Source organism: Pseudomonadota bacterium, from assembly GCA_039815145.1.
In the GTDB taxonomy this organism is placed as follows: Bacteria; Pseudomonadota; Gammaproteobacteria; order Steroidobacterales; family JBCBZW01; genus JBCBZW01.
In genome coordinates, this window is the sequence record JBCBZW010000261.1 from 1 (window position 1) to 3,163 (window position 3,163).

The 3,163-nt window shown below is 66.6% G+C and carries 5 protein-coding genes; 2 read left to right on the plus strand and 3 right to left on the minus strand.

What is annotated here, in order from left to right:
• Positions 1-175 precede the first annotated feature (175 nt).
• The gene (locus AAF184_25490) at positions 176-655 is read left to right on the plus strand and encodes a tRNA (cytidine(34)-2'-O)-methyltransferase (GenBank protein ID MEO0425709.1); all 480 of its coding nucleotides are present in this window, start codon (positions 176-178) and stop codon (positions 653-655) included.
• A gap of 8 nt (positions 656-663) precedes the next feature.
• Here AAF184_25490 and AAF184_25495 read toward each other — a convergent pair whose 3' ends face one another.
• Genes AAF184_25495 through AAF184_25505 form a run of 3 tightly spaced genes read right to left on the minus strand, consistent with a single transcriptional unit; the run spans position 664 to position 2,668 of the window.
• Positions 664-1,689, minus strand: a complete 1,026-nt coding sequence (locus AAF184_25495; GenBank protein ID MEO0425710.1) for an NAD(P)H-dependent glycerol-3-phosphate dehydrogenase — start codon at positions 1,687-1,689, stop codon at positions 664-666.
• A gap of 10 nt (positions 1,690-1,699) precedes the next feature.
• Positions 1,700-2,206, minus strand: a complete 507-nt coding sequence (secB, locus tag AAF184_25500; GenBank protein ID MEO0425711.1) for a protein-export chaperone SecB — start codon at positions 2,204-2,206, stop codon at positions 1,700-1,702.
• A gap of 42 nt (positions 2,207-2,248) precedes the next feature.
• Positions 2,249-2,668, minus strand: a complete 420-nt coding sequence (locus AAF184_25505) for a rhodanese-like domain-containing protein (GenBank protein ID MEO0425712.1) — start codon at positions 2,666-2,668, stop codon at positions 2,249-2,251.
• A gap of 69 nt (positions 2,669-2,737) precedes the next feature.
• On the opposite strand from AAF184_25505, the gene AAF184_25510 reads away from it, so the two are divergent.
• Positions 2,738-3,163, plus strand: a 426-nt coding sequence (locus AAF184_25510; GenBank protein ID MEO0425713.1) for a hypothetical protein, incomplete at its 3' end; no start/stop codon positions are given.

Genomic DNA, 3,163 nt, shown 5'->3' on the forward strand with positions numbered 1-3,163 from the left:
CCTTGAGCGAGGTCATGGGTCACCGGGTCGTAGTCTTGGTGTGTGGTAACCCAACGCTATCGCCCGACCCATGGCCTTTCAATGCTTTAGCGCATCCAGTTCTATGCGCTCAGGATCCTTTGCGAGATCCGGATTGACCCCCTTTTTATTGGCGCTGCCAGGGTGGTACGGCCGTATGTTGCACGTCGTCTTGTACGAACCGGAAATCCCGCCCAATACGGGCAATATCATGCGTCTGTGCGCGAATACGGGGGTGACTCTTCACCTGGTAGAACCACTAGGGTTCTCACTGGAAGAGCGGGCCCTGCGTCGCGCGGGTTTGGATTACCGGGACTGGGCGCAGGTGCGTACCCATGGATGCCTGGAGGACTGTCTGGCGGAACTCGGCCCCGAGTCGGCCTCGCGGGTGTTCGCGTTCTCCACGCGCGGCCGCGAACCTTACGCGTCAGCGCGCTACCGGCCCGACGACGTATTGCTGTTCGGCCCGGAGACGCGGGGGCTTCCGGATGAGGTATTGGATGGCTTGGCGCCCGAACGGCGGATGCGGATTCCGATGCAAGCCAACAGTCGCTCGCTGAATCTGTCCAACGCGGTGGCGGTGGCCGTGTACGAGGCTTGGCGTCAGTTGGAATTTGCGGGCAGCGAGCTTACCTGACGATGCCGTTAGTGCTCTCGCTTCAGGGAGCGTGACATGAGCAGGCGCACCGCATCGCGTGGGGCAAGCTCCTCGTAGAGCACGCGGTAGAGGCTCTCGCAGATCGGCATGTCCACCTTCGCCGTCTTGGCGACGGCGTGCACCGCCCTTGCCGCACGCACGCCTTCCACCACCTGGCGAATCTCCGTCTTCGCCTCGTCCACGCTGGTGCCGCGGGCGAGGGCAAGGCCCATGCGTCGATTGCGGGACTGGTCGTCGGTGCAGGTGAGGATGAGGTCACCCATTCCTGCAAGGCCCATGAAGGTCTCCTGGCGTGCGCCAAGGGCGACGCCGAGGCGGGTCATCTCGACCAGGCCACGGGTGATGACGGCCACTCGCGTGTTGGCGCCGTAGCCGAGGCCATCGGACAGACCGGCGCCGATGGCGAGCACGTTCTTGACCGCACCGCCCACCTCCACGCCCGTCATGTCATCCGACGTGTAGGCGCGGAACACCTCGCTGGAGATCGCGTTGGCAAGGGCCGCGGCCGCGCCTTCGTCCGTGGCCGCGATGGTCATCGCCGTCGGCAGGCCCGCCCCTACCTCGCGGGCGAAGGTGGGCCCGGAGAGCACTGCCCGCGGGTGTTGGTCGCCAAGCGCCTCCCGGGCGACCTGGTCGAGCAACTTGCCGCTTGGGTGTTCGAAGCCCTTGGTCGCCCAGCCGACGATCGTGTCGTCACCGAGCAGCGGGCGTAGCTCGTCGAGCAGCGGGCGGAACGCTTGGCTCGGGACGGCCACCACCACTGCCCAGGCGCCGTTCACGGCTTCGCTCAGGTCGGCCCTAACGCAGAGCGCTTGGGGGAATTCGGCGCCGGGCAGGTATTCGCTGTTTTGCCGCTGCTCCGCCATCGCCTGGGCTTGCGCCGCGCGGCGGGACCACAGGACCGTGGGCGTCCCCGCCCGTGCGAACTGAATTGCAAGCGCCGTGCCCCAGGAGCCCGAGCCGAGCACGGCGACGGAACCTGAGTGTTTGGCTTCGGCGCTCTCCCGCGTCATGGCTAGGGCGCTAGGACGGCTGCCCGGGTGCGCTTGGCTGCTGCATCTCGGCAGCGTGGCGTTGATACAGGGTGTCGAAGTTGACCGGCTGCAGCAGCAGCTGGGGGAAGCCACCGCGCGTGACCAGATCGCACACCGCCTCGCGGGCGTACGGGAAGATCACGTTGGGGCAGCTCGCGTTGAGCACGCGACGCGAGTCCTCTTCGTTGAAGCCGCGGATCATGAACACGCCGGCCTGGTGGATCTCGCAAAGGAAGGCAACCTTGTCGTCCTTCTTGGCCTCTACGGTCACGGTCAGGGTGACTTCGTAATGGTCCTCGCCGAGGGATTTGCTGCTCGCGCCGATGTTCAGGTCCATGCGCGGATCCCACTCCCCGGAGAAGATCCCGGGGGCGGACGGCGACTCGAAGGAGCAGTCCTTCATGTAAATGCGCTGGACGACCAGCTGGGGACCGGTGGCCTGGCCTGCTGCGGCGGCGCCCGGTTGGCCGTTCGTCGGGCCTTGTTCTTCTGCCATGGGATGTTGCTCTCGTAAATTCGGTGAACGCGTTCTAAAAGACTAGGACGCGAGGGGATAGTTCTCGGCGCGCCACGCTTGCAACCCACCGCGCAGGGAGGCCACCTGGGCAAACTCGGCCTTGCGCAGAGCGGCAGCCGCGCGCTGGCTCGTGAGCCCGCTGTCACAGTAGGCGATCACCGGCTTGTCGCGATGTTTGGCGAGCTGCTGCACGCCGCCGTCGAGTTCGTCGAGGGGCATGTTGCGGGCGTCGATGATGTGCCCTTTGCGGTAAGCATCGGCCGCGCGCACGTCCAGCACGACGGCGCCGGCGTTGATCATCTGCACCGCCTGGGCGGGCGTGACCTCGGCGAAGCCCCGATTGCGCACCCTGATCTCACTGACTACGATCGTAGCGATCAGGCCGAAGGCGGCGGCGATCAACAACGGATGATTTCCGGCGAATTCAAACAACTGCTGCACGAAGCCGACTCCGAAGCGCAAAGGGCGAGCCGCCAAGTATATCAGTCTGCGGTGAGGCGGCCTGTGCGTGTGGGCGGGGTCCGCGCCCTGATGTTGGCGATACTCGCAGCGACGGTGCCCGCGGTGGCCGAGTCGCCGGCGCCTGAGGAGGAACTGCAAAGCGTGCGTGCGCGCCTCGAGGCGCTGCGCGAAGCCAAGCGACAAGACCTGGAGCAACGGGAATTCGCCCTCGGCGAGCTGCGGGAAACCGAGCGCGCCCTGACCGGCTTGAACGGGGAACTCGCCCAGCTGGAGCAGCAGGTGAGCGCCGCGCGGTTGCGTCGCGCCGATGCCGACCACGCCCTGCGCGTGCGCGCCGCGGCGCTGGCGCAGGAGCGCTCGCGTTTGGGCAACGCCCTCGCCGCCCGCTACCGGGCCGGTCCCGCGCAACCCATGCGGGTTCTGTTCAGTCAGGAAGACCCGGCCGCCCTACGCCGCATGCTGACCTACCAGGAG